The 14,102-nt window shown below is 36.7% G+C and carries 12 protein-coding genes and 1 pseudogene; 8 read left to right on the top strand and 5 right to left on the bottom strand.

Features of this window, described 5'->3' with window-relative positions; genetic code table 11:
• Nucleotides 1-347: pseudogene (locus REB14_RS06495) on the bottom strand (catalase/peroxidase HPI); the annotation flags it as partial.
• A gap of 431 nt (nt 348-778) precedes the next feature.
• On the opposite strand from REB14_RS06495, the gene REB14_RS06490 reads away from it, so the two are divergent.
• Nucleotides 779-1,246 (top strand): heme-binding domain-containing protein, encoded by a 468-nt coding sequence (locus tag REB14_RS06490; protein WP_309521796.1) that lies wholly within the window; start codon nt 779-781, stop codon nt 1,244-1,246.
• Nucleotides 1,247-1,250: 4 nt separating this feature from the next.
• The gene (locus REB14_RS06485) at nt 1,251-1,661 is read left to right on the top strand and encodes a thiol-disulfide oxidoreductase DCC family protein (protein ID WP_079243054.1); all 411 of its coding nucleotides are present in this window, start codon (nt 1,251-1,253) and stop codon (nt 1,659-1,661) included.
• Between the two features lie 336 nt (nt 1,662-1,997).
• Here REB14_RS06485 and REB14_RS06480 read toward each other — a convergent pair whose 3' ends face one another.
• On the bottom strand, nt 1,998-3,437 hold the full coding sequence (locus REB14_RS06480; protein ID WP_079243055.1) for an alpha-amylase: 1,440 nt from the start codon (nt 3,435-3,437) through the stop codon (nt 1,998-2,000).
• Between the two features lie 187 nt (nt 3,438-3,624).
• Between REB14_RS06480 and REB14_RS06475 the strand changes: the two genes are divergently transcribed.
• Together REB14_RS06475 and murA are read left to right on the top strand one after the other, a co-directional pair.
• Nucleotides 3,625-4,293: a DUF4290 domain-containing protein gene (locus REB14_RS06475; protein WP_079243056.1), complete on the top strand. Its 669-nt coding sequence runs from the start codon at nt 3,625-3,627 to the stop codon at nt 4,291-4,293.
• Complete coding sequence (murA, locus tag REB14_RS06470) at nt 4,293-5,600, top strand: UDP-N-acetylglucosamine 1-carboxyvinyltransferase (RefSeq protein ID WP_034695010.1); 1,308 nt, start codon at nt 4,293-4,295, stop codon at nt 5,598-5,600. The genes REB14_RS06475 and murA overlap by 1 nt, the downstream gene beginning before the upstream one ends.
• A gap of 228 nt (nt 5,601-5,828) precedes the next feature.
• Here the strand turns inward: murA and REB14_RS06465 are convergent, their stop codons facing one another.
• Together REB14_RS06465 and REB14_RS06460 are read right to left on the bottom strand one after the other, a co-directional pair.
• Nucleotides 5,829-6,140 carry an NIL domain-containing protein gene (locus tag REB14_RS06465; RefSeq protein WP_079243058.1) on the bottom strand — a complete coding sequence of 104 codons (312 nt, stop codon included), beginning with the start codon at nt 6,138-6,140 and terminating at the stop codon, nt 5,829-5,831.
• A 161-nt stretch (nt 6,141-6,301) separates the two neighbouring features.
• Nucleotides 6,302-6,976: a YiiX/YebB-like N1pC/P60 family cysteine hydrolase gene (locus REB14_RS06460; protein ID WP_309521795.1), complete on the bottom strand. Its 675-nt coding sequence runs from the start codon at nt 6,974-6,976 to the stop codon at nt 6,302-6,304.
• Between the two features lie 101 nt (nt 6,977-7,077).
• Here REB14_RS06460 and REB14_RS06455 point away from each other — a divergent pair, with 101 nt between their 5' ends.
• Together REB14_RS06455 and REB14_RS06450 are read left to right on the top strand one after the other, a co-directional pair.
• Nucleotides 7,078-7,779, top strand: a complete 702-nt coding sequence (locus REB14_RS06455; RefSeq protein ID WP_309521794.1) for a response regulator transcription factor — start codon at nt 7,078-7,080, stop codon at nt 7,777-7,779.
• A 31-nt stretch (nt 7,780-7,810) separates the two neighbouring features.
• Nucleotides 7,811-9,172, top strand: a complete 1,362-nt coding sequence (locus REB14_RS06450) for a sensor histidine kinase (protein WP_309521793.1) — start codon at nt 7,811-7,813, stop codon at nt 9,170-9,172.
• Between the two features lie 247 nt (nt 9,173-9,419).
• Here the strand turns inward: REB14_RS06450 and REB14_RS06445 are convergent, their stop codons facing one another.
• Nucleotides 9,420-10,265, bottom strand: a complete 846-nt coding sequence (locus REB14_RS06445; protein ID WP_079243062.1) for an EamA family transporter — start codon at nt 10,263-10,265, stop codon at nt 9,420-9,422.
• A 405-nt stretch (nt 10,266-10,670) separates the two neighbouring features.
• On the opposite strand from REB14_RS06445, the gene REB14_RS06440 reads away from it, so the two are divergent.
• On the top strand, nt 10,671-11,369 hold the full coding sequence (locus REB14_RS06440; RefSeq protein ID WP_079243063.1) for an MgtC/SapB family protein: 699 nt from the start codon (nt 10,671-10,673) through the stop codon (nt 11,367-11,369).
• Nucleotides 11,370-11,393: 24 nt separating this feature from the next.
• Nucleotides 11,394-14,066 carry a magnesium-translocating P-type ATPase gene (gene mgtA, locus REB14_RS06435; RefSeq protein WP_309521792.1) on the top strand — a complete coding sequence of 891 codons (2,673 nt, stop codon included), beginning with the start codon at nt 11,394-11,396 and terminating at the stop codon, nt 14,064-14,066.
• The last annotated feature ends 36 nt before the right edge of the window (nt 14,067-14,102 follow it).

The following is a 14,102-nucleotide window of genomic DNA, read 5'->3' as shown; positions in this document are numbered from 1 at the left end:
GCTCCACCTCTTCCGTCACCTACACGGTATGTTCCGGCACTATGCCAGGCCATACGGATAAACAGAGGACCATAATGACCAAAGTCTGCCGGCCACCAAGCCTGGGAATCTGTCATTAATGCATGAAGGTCTTTTTTTACAGCTTCCAGGTCAAGGCTTGCAAATGCTTGGGCATAATCGAAATCCTTGTCCATAGGATCTGAAAGGGAAGAATGCTGGCGCAGAAGATCTACTCTAAGCTGATCAGGCCACCAGTCAGAATTCTGGGTTCCTCCGCCTGCTACGCTCTTCTTCATTGTTCCGTTATGAAACGGGCATTTACTGATGTCATTCAAATCTTTTTCCATTGTCGTTTATTTTATTTTTTATATTGATTAATACAGTTTCAATTTTCTGTTGTAAGAACATGACAAACGTACAACGTTTGATTGATAAATACAATCTATTAATTTTTATTTCAACGATAGTTAAAAACTATAAATAAATATTTTTAACAGCTTTAAAGCTAAGACATAATTAAGGTATTAAGTTAGTCATTTTTCAGATTAACTTAAATAAAAGCAGCAGTATACTGCGCAATTTAGAATTACTCAACGTAAGAATTTTAAAGGAGAAAAGAAGCTAGAGGCTGAAGGAAGGAAGTTTAATAACCTCATGAAAAAACATGCTATTTCAACAATTTCTAAAAGTACTTCCAGCTTCCATCACCCGACTTCCAGCTTTATCTCACTAAAAATAAATTAACTACCTTTATATTATCCAAACATGAACATCTGCTATGAAAAAAATAATTGTTGTAGTTCTCGTTGCCTTTATCATCATCCAGTTTTTCCCCATTGATAAAACTAATCCTCCGCTTACTCCGGGAATGGACTTTCTAAAAATTAAAAATACTCCGGAAAAAATTGCCCGTACCCTCAGAACGTCTTGTTATGACTGCCATTCTAATGAAACCAGGTATCCATGGTATAGCAGTATTTCCCCAACTTCATGGTGGGTAAAAAATCATATTGATGAAGGAAGAAAACATCTTAATTTTTCTACCTTTGCAGTATATGAACCTAAAAGACAGCTTCATAAACTTGAAGAATGTATAGAAATAGTTGAGAAAAAAGAAATGCCTCTTGAATCTTATTATTTGGGACATCAGGATGCCAAACTGTCTGATGAGCAGCGTGCAGATCTTGTTCAATATTTCAAAAAAGTAAAAGAAGATACGGAAAGAGGAATCATGTTTAATAAATAAAGTCATGGAAAGCTGGGAAAATAAACATATTGTATTTTTTGACGGAGATTGCGGTGTATGCAATTTCTGGGTGCAGTGGATTTTGGAGAGAGATAAAAAAGACCAATTCATGTTTGCTTCTCTTCAATCTGATTTCGGACAGCAGTTTTTATCCGAAAGAGGACTGGAAACGAATGTATTCAACACCATGTATTTATGGAAACCCGGACGGTATTATCAAATCAAATCAAGAGCCGTACTGGAAATCGCTAATTTATTGGGAGGAGTTTATAAACTTTCCTTTGTTGGGAAAATCCTGCCGGTATCTTTAAGTGATAAAGTGTATGATGTCATTTCCAGAAACAGAATGAAACTGGCCAATCAGAAATGTTACTTACCGGATCAGCATCAGAAGAAAAAATTTATTCAGGTATAATCTTCCTTCAGTATTACATTTAACCTTGTATAAACAATCTGCTTAAACTTTTTATTTTTGAAATAGTAAGATAAGCTTCGCTTGAAGAATGATTCATCTTAATTATACTTTATTTTTTAAGTCTTTCATAATGGTTTTGATTATATTCAAAAATGTCATTCCGTAAGAGTTTTCTGCAATATTAATGCATTATAGAGATTCCTACGGAATGACAAATAAGACGTATAGTTGTTTTAGGTTAATGGTTAATGGTTAATAGTAATTAAAATGAATAACAACCTCTTACCAACTTCATCATTCATCATTTATTATTACTCATTACCAATTGCTCATTACTTATAAATTCGGCGACCATACAGAATAAGAATTTGGCGGACACTGGATTTTCACCCATTTATCTCCCTGAGTTGTTGGATACCAACTTGAGTTTCCTGTGAAATCTTTGATTTGCTGGCTGCTCCAGTTCGTTTCTATCCATCTTTCCTGCCAGTTTGAAGAGGTGTTGATGTACACAACAAGCCCTGGATTACCGTTATAACCGTTACGCCTTGCTATATATTCGTCATTATCTGTATATAAGATAGAGGTAGTGCCGGTAGCTTTATTATTATGAATCCAGATCAGGTTATTCAGTCTTTCTTTGTTTAGCCATTCTTCATAATCTCTGTAGAAAATGGTGGGATAACCTTCATGAGTTAAGATATAGGCATATGCCGGCATTTTATTGTAAATAATATCAGTATCATGATTCGCAACAAAAGTTACTGCTTTGTATGGATTTCTTTTCCACATCATATCATCATTCAGAACGTTTAAGTTTCCGTTATCAAATGCTTCATCCATTTTATAATAGGCAGCGAAATCAAACACAGAACTGTTCGCATTATTTGCCCACCACTCTAACGTATTGACGTTGGAATCCCATAATTCTCCAACTGAAAATCCTCCTACGTTTGAATTCCAGGTATTGACAACCCATGGACCGAACCCTTTTACGTAATCGAACCTCCAGCCATCAAATTTCATCACGTTTTTATAATATTTCGCCACGGAATCATCTCTCCCCCAAAGCCAGTCCTGCACATGAGGATTAGCGTGACACAAATCCGGGAAGCCACCAAAAGCTCCTTCATCATTATTCCCGTAAGAGTTTTTATAAAAGTCATTGTAGTTTCTCTGGAATTTTCCGGATGCCACTCCTGAAAAATTGGTCCAGGTATTGGTTCCTGTAAAAGGATTGGCTTCAGACTGTCCGCCACTGTTGTGATTAATTACAATGTCTGCATACACCTGCATGTTTTCAGCATGCGCTTTGGTAATCAATGCTTCCAGTTCAACTCTGGATCCGAAACGGGTTTCTGTACTTCCATTTTGATTAAAATCTCCAAAATCATAATAATCGGTAGGGTCATATCCCATAGAATAAGCCCCGTTCTGAGCTTTTGATGCTGGCGGTAACCATACAGCTCCAATTCCGGCAGTAGACCATGCGGTTAATTTGTCTTTAACGGTATTCCACCAGTTCCCCCCTTCCGGAACATCCCAGTAAAACCCCTGCATCAGAACTCCACCACCAGGTCCGGCTGTGAATTTACTTTGTGCAGAACCTGAACCGCTTCCTGTACTAAACGGACGGCCATCATGATGGGTAACATTCACTGTTTTGTTGTGAACCTCTTCTTGCCTGGAAGATTCAGTTGTCAATTCATCACTGGTTCTACATGAGCTTACTAATGCTAAAGCCAGCAGTGAAAGGAAAAAGTTTGTTTTTTTCATCGCTTTAATTAATTATCAATCTATTAAACAAGATACAATTTTATTAAAAACAAATTCAAACGAATGGGAAATATTTTCATTTTCCACAATAAATCAATAAGAAAGGCATCTAAATTTTTCATTAAAAAATCATAAATTTTTCAGAATCCCGAGACAATTTTTCTTTTAATCCATATATTTGCATACTATGGAATACAATACCCAAAAAACTCAGCTTCATATGCCAGAATATGGCAGAATTATACAACAGTTGGTTGAGCGCTGCAAAGAACTTCCTTCCAAAGAAGAAAGGAATGAAATGGCTATGGCAATCATCGATTTTATGGGTCAGAGAAACCCACAACTTCGCGACGAGGAAAATTATAAACATAAACTTTGGGACCATCTTTATATTCTTGCTAATCATGATCTGGATGTAGATTCTCCTTATCCCTTCCCTACGATGGAAGAACTGGCAGAAAAACCAAAAAGAATGGAATATCCAAAACTTCAAGGTGACTTTAAGTTCTACGGAAAAAGTATTCTTCAATTGATAGAAAAAGCAATTGAGCTGGAAACAGGTGATGAAAAAGAAGCCCTTATCGAGGTGATTGCCAACAATATGAAGAAGTCTTACAATGTCTATAATAAAGAACATGTGACGGATGATGTGATTTTCCGCCACCTGAAAGAACTGTCTGAAAACAGGTTGGATCTTACCGGAATAGACTCTCTTGAAAAGAGTAAAATCTATTACACCAGCAATAACAACAACCGAAATAATAACAATAACAACAGGAATAACAACAATAATAAAAACAATAATAACCAGCCTAACAAGAGAAGGCATAATAACAATCATAAAAACAGAAAATAATGAGTGGAACATTTCAAATAAGAGGAGGAAAAAGACTGCAGGGTGAAATAACTCCACAAGGAGCCAAGAATGAGGCTCTACAAATTTTATGTGCGGTTCTTCTGACGGACGAAGAAGTAAGAATCAAAAATATTCCGGATATTCATGATGTGAACAGACTGATTGAAATTCTTGGAGATTTTGGTGTAAAAATTACTAAAAACGGACAGGGAGATTATACTTTCAAGGCTGATCAGGTTAATTTTGATTATATTAAATCTAACGAGTTCAAAAAGGACGGAGCAAAATTACGCGGATCCATTATGCTGATGGGCCCAATGCTTGCTCGTTATGGAGAAGCTTATATGCCGACTCCGGGAGGTGACAAAATCGGAAGAAGAAGATTAGACACTCACTTTCAGGGACTTGTTGAATTAGGTGCTGAATTCAATTATGATGAAGAGGAATATTTCTATTCTTTAAAAGCTAAAGAATTAAGAGGAAAATTCATCCTGTTGGAGGAAGCTTCTGTTACCGGAACCGCTAATATTGTAATGGCAGCAGCTTTAGCAAAAGGAAAAACAAGAATCTACAACGCTGCCTGCGAACCTTATCTTCAGCAATTATGCAAAATGCTGAACAGAATGGGTGCTAACATCTCTGGTATTGGATCCAACCTTCTTACGATTGAAGGGGTTGACTACCTTAGAGGAACAGAGCACACTATGCTTCCGGATATGGTGGAAATCGGATCCTGGATTGGTCTTGCGGCCATGACAAAATCTGAAATCACCATCAAAAATGTAAACTGGAACCAGCTTGGTGTGATCCCGAATACATTCAGAAAATTAGGAATAGAACTTGAGCAAAGTGGTGATGATATCTACATTCCAGCTCAGGAGCATTATAAAATTCAGAAATTTATTGACGGTTCTATCCTTACGATTTCGGATGCGCCTTGGCCAGGATTTACACCGGATTTATTATCGATTATTCTAGTGGTAGCTACTCAGGCAAAAGGAAGTATTCTGGTTCATCAGAAAATGTTTGAATCCAGATTATTCTTTGTAGATAAGTTAATTGACATGGGTGCTCAGATCATTTTATGTGATCCGCACAGAGCCACAGTAATCGGATTAAACCAGGAAGCCCCGTTAAGAGGAACAACCATGGTTTCCCCGGATATCAGAGCCGGAAATGCACTTCTTATTGCCGCACTTTCTGCTGAAGGAAAATCTATTATCCACAATATCGAGCAAATCGACAGAGGATATGAAAATATTGATGGAAGACTGAGAGCAATTGGTGCTGACATCGAAAGAATCTAACATTATTTTATTTAATAATAGGAAAGCGTTCAGGATATCTGAGCGCTTTTTTTGTTTTACCACCCCGTCAAAAATTATTTGAATTTTTGCCACCTCTGCGGAGGAAGGGAATTTTGTTCCGGTTAACGATTGATCTTTTTAATGTGTTTATAATCTGCTTTTATAAAAAATAAAAAGTGCCCGGTACGAAACCGGACACTTTGGTAATTAAAACTATATGAATCTCACTTAAAAATAGGTTCTGCAGGTATATTCTACCGTCGTATTGATAAGTTTATTTTTATTCAGATAGAATTCAAGCTGCTGAAAATCATCTGAATTAACATTAATATATAACTGTACCGAACCGAAACTATATCCGTTCACGTACTCAACATTAGCAGATAACACTCTATGGCAAATTCCAAACTGATTATAGATGGTATTCATTAAATGTTCAAATTTCATTTTGCCATTCAACTCTATTTCCAGTAATAATTCTTTTTTAGGCAGGCTTATTTTATTTTGTAAAACCTGCAGGCCGGGATTAGGTGTAATCATTGCTAAACATTTTTGGGTTAAACATTGTCAGATCATATTGCATTCTGCATTTAAATCTGTGACAAAAATATAAAAAAATATTAGTCCACCAAATTAGTAGACTAATATTTTTTAAAATTTAACATAAAAAAAAAGAAGCCTGTTCAGCTTCTTTGTATATTTTAAAAATTTCCTACTCTTTCCAGTTTGTCAGAACCGGCCAGTCCATTAGGGTTGCAACCTGGTTCTCCTTCAGGGACTTTCAGATTTTTTTTCAAGTAAAATTCTTCCCAGAATGCATTCGTTTTTCCAGTTTTCGGATCAATAAATGTCATGGGTTCCAGTTTGAAAATATTTTCTGCACGGAAAGCTCTTTCCACAAAATCTGAACAGTAATATGACTGTTCATCCAAAATATAATTGAAATTGTAAGGTTTTCCCAACATGGAATTTGCCTTTCTGATAGCTTCGGAAATTGCTTTCTGATATTCCGGCTTTAAACGGTAAATGACAACTTCCTGCCCTTCTTCCTTCTGATCTTTTATAAAATCCTTCAAATCCTGTCTCTGAGAACCACCTTTAGGAGCAGCGTGCAGAACAAACATCCGGTTGTCTTCTTTTTCCAGAATTCCTATGTGATCAAATGAAGCTGCCTTTTGTTTTTGAGTAACATTATTGATCGCCCCGGAAAGACCCGATTCTTTTGCTGTTACAAAAAGAAGATCTCCATTTTTGAGTTGTACAGTGCTTGGAAAGCTGTGATTACACTGAATCAACAAAACCATTAAACAGGACAAGAGTCCAGTCACCATCATTTCTTTGATTCTTTTGCTAAAAAATGTTTTAAATTCAGACATTCTATTATACTTTTCGGTATCAAAATTACAAAATAGAATTCATTACATTTGTGAGAATATTGATCTATTCCTCACACCAACCCAAACATTCCAAGAATCTTATGCCCCATATTTTATTAGTTGAAGACGACGACAGGCTTTCAAAATTGATTGCAAAGGGATTTCAGGAAGCTGAATTTGAGGTCACTGTGGCATATGACGGAGTCACAGCTCTGAAACTGGCTTTACAGACAAATTTTGATCTGGTAGTGACCGATATTATTCTTCCCAAAAAAGATGGTCTTGAATTTTGCCATGAGATCAAAACTTTAAAACCCAATCTTCCTGTCATTATGCTAACTGCATTGGGAACTACTGATGACAAGCTGGAAGGATTTGATGCCGGAGCAGATGACTATCTCACCAAGCCTTTTGAAATGCGGGAACTGGTAGCAAGGATTAAGGTGATTCTGAAACGTTTTTCACAACAGCTTCAGCAAAAAGTTTTTGTTCTTAAATATAAAGGTATTGAAATGAATCTTGAGCAGAAAACAGTGAGCCGTGATCATACACCGATAAAATTGACTCCGAAAGAGTTTAATCTTTTAAAATTCATGATGGAAAATTCCGAAAGGGTTCTCTCCAGAAGTGAAATTGCGGAAAAAGTGTGGGAAACCCATTTTGATACGGGTACTAACTTTATTGATGTTTATATCAATTATCTCAGAAAGAAAATAGATAAAGATTTTGAAACCAAACTGATCCATACCAAAGCCGGTATGGGATTTATTCTGAAAAAAGACTACGAATCAGGTACTGTATAGTAAATCAATGAGATAAACTAAAAATATCAGGATGAAAATAAGAACCAGACTTACCCTGCTTTTTACATTAATCACTGCAATGCTTTTAAGTATTTACAGTATTTCGATCTATTATTCATCCAAAGAAGCCAGAGAAAAATCTTTTTACAGCGAACTTCAGAACGAAGCGATTGCCAAAGCTGATTTATTTTTCCGAAGCTCACTTCCCGAACAGGAAATGCATAAGCTTTATAAAAACAATACCAGAACATTGAATGAAGTTCAGGTTGCCATTTATAATTCCAATAAGCAATTGATTTATCATGATGATGCCAAAGTAGATTACGTAAAGGAGACTCCGGAAATGCTTGCTCAGATATTCCAAAAGAAGAAAATCAATTTCTTTTTAAATGATTTGCAGGTGATCGGGATGACCTACCATTATGAAGGAAAAACGTATGCAGTAACTGCGGCAGCTTATGATCAATACGGATATGAATATTTAACTCATCTTCTTACTATCAGTATTATTTCATTCTTCAGTATTTTAATTCTGATTTATCTGGCAGGAATATTTCTTTCAAAAAAAGCATTGAGTCCACTCAGTGAAATGGTTATTCAGATTAAAAAAATTACTGCCGGAAAACTCCAATTACGTTTGAAAACAACAAAAGAAAAAGACGAACTGAATGAACTTGCTCAAAATTTCAATGGAATGCTGGAACGGCTTGAAAATTCTTTTGATTCACAAAAACATTTCGTCTCCAATATTTCACATGAACTGAGAACTCCTTTATCCGCCATCATTACCGAATTGGAACTCGCTTCAGAAAAGGATAAAACCAAAGAAGAATACCAAGAAACCATTCAATATGCACTGGATGATGCCCGAAATATGGTAAAATTATCGAATAGTTTAATGGATCTTGCAAAAGCCAGCTATGATCCCAATGAAATCAGTTTTTCGGAAGTACGCCTTGATGAAGTTCTTCTGGAATCTTATACCAAAATTACAAAAGAAAATCCGGAATATAAAGTTTCTCTGAACATAGAGGATTCCGTAGAAGAGCATCAGCTTATCATTCAAGGAAATGAGTATCTTCTTCAGGTGGCCCTCAACAATCTTATTGACAATGCCTGCAAATATTCACCGGAACATACTTGTATGATTGATGTAAATACCAATTCAAAAATTCTTACAATACGTTTTACTAATACCGGAAATAGTATTAATAAAGAAGATTTACAACATATTTTCGAACCTTTTTACAGAAGCGAAACGTCCAGACAGGAAAAAGGTCATGGAATAGGATTATTTCTTACTCAGAAAATTATTCTGCTCCACCATGCAAAAATTACGGTGCTATCAGAACGTAACGAAACTATTTTTGCGGTGATATTTGATATTGTATAGACACTTAAAGAAATTAAATCTCAGGATCAACGTTTTTATTCTTTTTTTCGTTGGTAATAAATGTTTATGATAAAAACCATACTGCTGATTATAAAAGGGATTATGTGAAAAAAGTGTCTGAGTAAAAGACTACCAGATTTTTTTTCATTTACAATACTTTCTATACCCAACCCAACAAAAAAGAGGGATATCAGAAGTAAGATTAATTGTATTTTCCAATGCATCCTTATCATATTGTAAAGTCTTCTTAATGATTAGAAACTCTGCTAAAAATAGTTGTTCCAATACTCGCTGTAATTACACAGGCAATAGAAATCCATTGTAAAAAAGATAATTCTTCAGCAAGAAAAACCAATCCGGAAAGTGCTGCAAATGCAGGTTCCAGACTCATCAGAATGCTGAATGTCTTTGCAGGAAGTTTTTTCAAGGCCATCATTTCCAATGAAAAAGGTAAAGCACTCGAAAGAATAGCTACACCAAGCCCTTTCATAAAAATAGTCGGGGTAATATTGAAAACAGCACCATCCCATATCGTAAAAGGAATAATCACCAGACTTGCAAAGATCATTCCTGTGGTAACCGCATCTTTTCCATCCATTATTTTAGAAACTTTTCCACCCATAACGATATAAAGAGCCCAGAAAATTCCTGCCAGAAAGGCAAGTCCAAGTCCTAATAAATCTACATGATCACTTTTCCATGGGACAATCAGCAGAATTCCCACACAAGCCAGTAATGCCCATATGACATCCAACAGTTTACGGGACAAAGCTAAGGCAAGAAATAACGGTCCGGCAAATTCCACAGTAACAGCAAGCCCCAGAGGAATCCTTTGAATCGCCATATAGAAAATAAGATTCATTGCGGCTAATCCAACTCCATAGATTGCACAATATTTCCATTTCTGACTGTCAAATTGTAAAAATTTCGGACGGTTAATCAAAGTAAGCAAAATCGCAGAAAGCACAATTCTTAAAGTAACTGTACCAATAGCTCCGATAGCAGGGAAAAGCTGCTTTGCAATGGAAGCTCCTCCCTGCACACAGATAATCGCTAAAAGCGTAGCTGGTATTGCTAAGTTTGATTTTTTCATTTCTAAAATATATAATTAAAAAGATGTTGGAAGGAAGTATCCGGGATTAAACAAGCCGTTATTTTATATGACAAATTGTAAAATTCATTATACAAAAAACCAGCCTCCAAATGTATTGAAATTTTATCTCTTACCATGGGTACAGTTTACATATATTAATAGGATATAATAAATAAATATTTCTTACAGAATCTTCAAAAAAACAGGAAGGAGTTTTCTCTAATGATTTTCTAATAACATTCTAAAGCTTTTCTAACGGTAAAAAAAAGCTCTCAGTTTTACTTTTGCACAGTAAAAAATAAAGCATATGGACTCTGATCCTTACAGTAATTATCAATCTTAAAAGCTTTAGTTGTACTCACTTTTCCCGTACAGCTGAAAAGCTTTATAACAACAGGAAAAGTTATGAATACATTAGAATTTACTCTTCGTCTCCTTACCGCATTTGCTCTGGGTGCCAGCATTGGCTTTGAAAGACAATGGCGTCAGAAAAGTGCCGGTCTCCGTACCAACACTTTGGTATGTCTTGGCTCCGCAGCATTCGTTCTTCTTTCTATCAGGATTGGAGGCGATGCTACAGGCAGAATAGCTTCTTATATCGTAAGCGGAATTGGTTTTTTAGGTGGAGGCGTTATCATGAAAGATGGTCTTACCGTGAGAGGACTCAATACCGCTGCTACCATCTGGTGTTCCGCATCTGTAGGAGCTCTCAGTGCTATGGGATTTCCCGTAGAAGCAGCTATTACCAGCGGATTTATTATTCTCACACATATGATCCTTCGTCCTCTAGGTGTCAAGCTGGGCAACAATATCAACAGCAGAAACCATTATACAGAATACCTTCTCAGCATCAAATGCAAAAGTGAAGTAGAAAATCACGTCCGTGTACAACTGATGCAGTCTCTGAGCGGAAATGATAAAGTATTACTGAAATCTCTTACCAGCGATGACAATGGTCTGCCTGAAAACGCCATCATTACAGCGGAAGTTCATGCTTCTACACCACAGGACAGTTTCATGGAAAAAACAGCCAGCAGACTTACGATTGAAGATAAAGTCATCAAAGTAAGCTGGGAAATTATAGGTACCGAAAACGATTTGTAACATGTAAAAACAACCTTTGAAGCGATGTTAAGAAAATCTTCAAACAAAAATCTCAATTCTGCCGCTCTTGTAAAATTAAAAGAAGCTGCAGCCGAGAATGAAAAAATGGTGTATGCCCTACTGGAAACCTCAGAAGAAGGACTCAGCGAAAACACCGTAAAAGACCGTCTGAAAATGTATGGTAAAAATGAAATAGCTACCCAAAAAGCGCCCTCATGGGTAAAACAGTTTGCTCATTCTTTTTTTAATCCATTTAATTATATCTTGGCATGTATTGCCATCATTTCCTTATTTATTGATGCTATTCTTGTACCTGCCGGTGAAAAAGATTTCAGTACCAGTATTATTATTTCGCTGATGCTGCTCTTTAGTACAGTTTTAAGATTTATTCAGGAATTCCGAAGTAACAAAGCGGCAGAAGCATTAAAGAAGATGGTAAAGACAAGCTGTCTCACCAAAAGAAAATTTAATAAAAGTGAAGAAATAGAAATCACCGAAATTGTCCCCGGAGATATTGTCATGCTGTCTGCAGGTGATATGGTTCCGGCCGACTGCAGGATTCTTAAAAGCAAAGATCTTTTCATCAGCGAATCCATCCTGACGGGAGAAGCACTTCCGGTTGAGAAAAATGCATTTCCTATCAAAGATACCAAAGACCGCAATCCTCTCAGCCTTCTGAATATATGCTTTATGGGTACCAATGTGGTAAGCGGATCAGCAACGGTTGTTGTAGCCAATACAGGTATTTTCACCTACTTAGGAAGCATCAGCAGAAGCCTGATTTCTAAAAGACCTGAAACTGCTTTTGATATAGGAGTGAATAAAGTAAGCTATCTGCTGATCAGATTTATGCTGATCATGACTCCGGTTATTTTCCTGATCAACGGATTGGTAAAAGGAGACTGGATGCAGGCACTGTTATTCGCCATTGCTGTAGCGGTAGGATTGACACCTGAAATGCTTCCTATGATTGTTACCGCTAATCTCGCTAAAGGTGCAGTCAATATGAGTAAAAAGAAAGTGATTGTTAAAAGACTCAATGCCATTCAGAATATCGGAGCTATGGATATTTTGTGTACGGATAAAACAGGAACCCTTACGCTGGACAAAATTGTATTGGAAACCCACCTCAACGTTCGTGGTATTGAAGATGATGAAGTACTGAAGTGGGGTTATCTCAACAGTTTCCACCAAACCGGTCTTAAAAATTTATTAGATCAGGCTGTTCTCGATCATGCTGAAGTTCACAATCTGATGAAAGCAGATGAATTGTATCAAAAAGTGGATGAAATTCCCTTTGATTTTGAAAGAAGAAGAATGTCTGTCATTCTGAATACCTCCAAAGGAAAACATCTTATGATCTGCAAAGGAGCAGTAGAAGAAATGCTTCCTTTATGTCAATATGCCTTAGATCCTGGAGACGATCGCAGTCTGCATGTCGAGAATGACAATAGTGTTCCGTTGGATGATCTTATGAAACAGCAGATTATCAGAATGTCCGAAAAGCTGAATGCTGAAGGACTTCGTGTATTACTAATTGCCATCCGTGAATTTGAAGGGGATCACCCATTGAATTATTCTGTTGCTGATGAGAATAGCCTTACCCTTACAGGATTTATGGGATTTCTTGATCCGGCAAAACCCTCTGCAGAGCCAAGCATCAAAGCTTTACACAAACTTGGCGTAGAAGTGAAAGTAGTAACAGGAGATAACGATATTGTGGCTAAAAAAATATGCCATGATGTAGGAATTCCTATCAATACCATTATGCTTGGCGATGAAATGGAACATCTTAGTGATGATGAACTTCGAAATGATATGGATCTCTATTCTGTTTTTGCTAAGGTAAGTCCGTTACAAAAACAACGCATTGTAAAAATATTAAGATCGAAAGGTCACACCGTTGGTTTTATGGGTGACGGAATTAATGATGCAGCAGCCATCAAGGAAGCAGATGTCGGAATTTCTGTTGATACAGGAGCAGACATTGCCAAAGAAAGTGCGGATATCATCCTGTTGGAAAAAGATCTGATGGTCCTTCGAAGCGGAGTGATCTATGGAAGAAGAACTTTCGGGAATATTGTCAAGTATATAAAAATGACGGCCAGCAGCAACTTCGGAAATATGTTCAGTATGATCGGAGCCAGTGCATTGCTTCCGTTTCTGCCTATGCTTCCACTGCAGATTCTGACCCAGAATTTACTATATGATGTATCGCAATCCTCCATCCCATGGGATACAATGGATAAAGACTTTCTGGAAAAACCGAAAAAATGGGAAGCTGCAAGCATCAAAAAATTCATGCTGTATATAGGTCCTTTGAGTTCCATTTTTGATTATGTGACTTTTGCTGTGATGTTTTTCATTTTCAAAGCCAATACACCGGAACAACAAGGTTTATTTCAGACAGGCTGGTTTGTGGAAGGATTATTATCCCAAACCTTGATTGTTCACATTATCAGAACAAAAAAAATACCATTTATCCAAAGCTGGGCCGCCACACCGGTAGTTGCTTTAACAAGTTTAATCATGCTGATCGGAATTCTGATTCCTTTCACTCCAATGGCTTTGTATCTCAAAATGCAGCCTTTACCTCTGAGCTATTTCCCGTATTTAATAGGAATTCTTACAGGGTATTGTGTATTAACCCAGTTTGTGAAACAATGGTTTATCAGAAAATTCGGGCAGTGGCTTTAGTACAAAATCCTAGTCACGGATCTATAAATAAAATTT

Origin of the sequence: Chryseobacterium metallicongregator, from assembly GCF_031324065.1 — a bacterium.
Taxonomy (GTDB): Bacteria; Bacteroidota; Bacteroidia; order Flavobacteriales; family Weeksellaceae; genus Chryseobacterium; species Chryseobacterium metallicongregator.
The sequence above is the reverse complement of the archived record's forward strand: the minus strand, read 5'-3'. Positions and strand labels throughout refer to the sequence as shown.

What these genes read in the sequence shown, in the direction of transcription:
- REB14_RS06465 (WP_079243058.1), bottom strand. Translation starts at nt 6,140, where the DNA reads ATGATTACACCTAATCCCGGCCTGCAGGTTTTACAAAATAAAATAAGC.
- REB14_RS06485 (WP_079243054.1), top strand. Translation starts at nt 1,251, where the DNA reads ATGGAAAGCTGGGAAAATAAACATATTGTATTTTTTGACGGAGATTGC.
- REB14_RS06440 (WP_079243063.1), top strand. Translation starts at nt 10,671, where the DNA reads ATGAATACATTAGAATTTACTCTTCGTCTCCTTACCGCATTTGCTCTG.
- murA (WP_034695010.1), top strand. Translation starts at nt 4,293, where the DNA reads ATGAGTGGAACATTTCAAATAAGAGGAGGAAAAAGACTGCAGGGTGAA.
- mgtA (WP_309521792.1), top strand. Translation starts at nt 11,394, where the DNA reads ATGTTAAGAAAATCTTCAAACAAAAATCTCAATTCTGCCGCTCTTGTA.
- REB14_RS06455 (WP_309521794.1), top strand. Translation starts at nt 7,078, where the DNA reads ATGCCCCATATTTTATTAGTTGAAGACGACGACAGGCTTTCAAAATTG.
- REB14_RS06490 (WP_309521796.1), top strand. Translation starts at nt 779, where the DNA reads ATGAAAAAAATAATTGTTGTAGTTCTCGTTGCCTTTATCATCATCCAG.
- REB14_RS06475 (WP_079243056.1), top strand. Translation starts at nt 3,625, where the DNA reads ATGGAATACAATACCCAAAAAACTCAGCTTCATATGCCAGAATATGGC.
- REB14_RS06445 (WP_079243062.1), bottom strand. Translation starts at nt 10,265, where the DNA reads ATGAAAAAATCAAACTTAGCAATACCAGCTACGCTTTTAGCGATTATC.
- REB14_RS06450 (WP_309521793.1), top strand. Translation starts at nt 7,811, where the DNA reads ATGAAAATAAGAACCAGACTTACCCTGCTTTTTACATTAATCACTGCA.
- REB14_RS06460 (WP_309521795.1), bottom strand. Translation starts at nt 6,976, where the DNA reads ATGTCTGAATTTAAAACATTTTTTAGCAAAAGAATCAAAGAAATGATG.
- REB14_RS06480 (WP_079243055.1), bottom strand. Translation starts at nt 3,437, where the DNA reads ATGAAAAAAACAAACTTTTTCCTTTCACTGCTGGCTTTAGCATTAGTA.